Raw genomic sequence first — 379 nt, forward strand, 5'->3', positions numbered from 1 at the left:
CCTGATGTTGATGACTATTGGTCATCATTGTAGGCAAAATATTCGCTTGAATCGTCCGAGTTGATGATTAATGCTTAGGTATGTGAGCGCCGAAGCTCGCGGTGGGAAATCCCGACCGCGCCGCCCACGCGATCCTGAACTGGCACATCATGGAAACCAACGTGTTCGAACTGAAAGAACTGGACGCCATCATCGCCTTGCGGCGGGACCTGCATGCCCACCCGGAGACCGCCTACTCGGAAACGAGGACGGCGGCCCTCGTGGCGGAGCACCTGATATGCAGCGGCATCGAAGTGCACACCGGCATTGCGCAAACAGGCGTCGTCGGTGTCCTGCGCCGCGGCACATCCGCGCGCTCGCTGATGCTGCGGGCCGACAT

The 379-nt window shown here is 59.6% G+C and carries 1 pseudogene; it reads left to right on the forward strand.

Features of this window, described 5'->3' with window-relative positions:
- Positions 1-149: 149 nt before the first annotated feature.
- Positions 150-379, forward strand: a pseudogene (locus KDH83_RS31945) (amidohydrolase); the annotation flags it as partial.

The organism is Achromobacter sp. Marseille-Q0513, assembly GCF_018195695.1.
Taxonomy (GTDB): domain Bacteria; phylum Pseudomonadota; class Gammaproteobacteria; order Burkholderiales; family Burkholderiaceae_B; genus Achromobacter.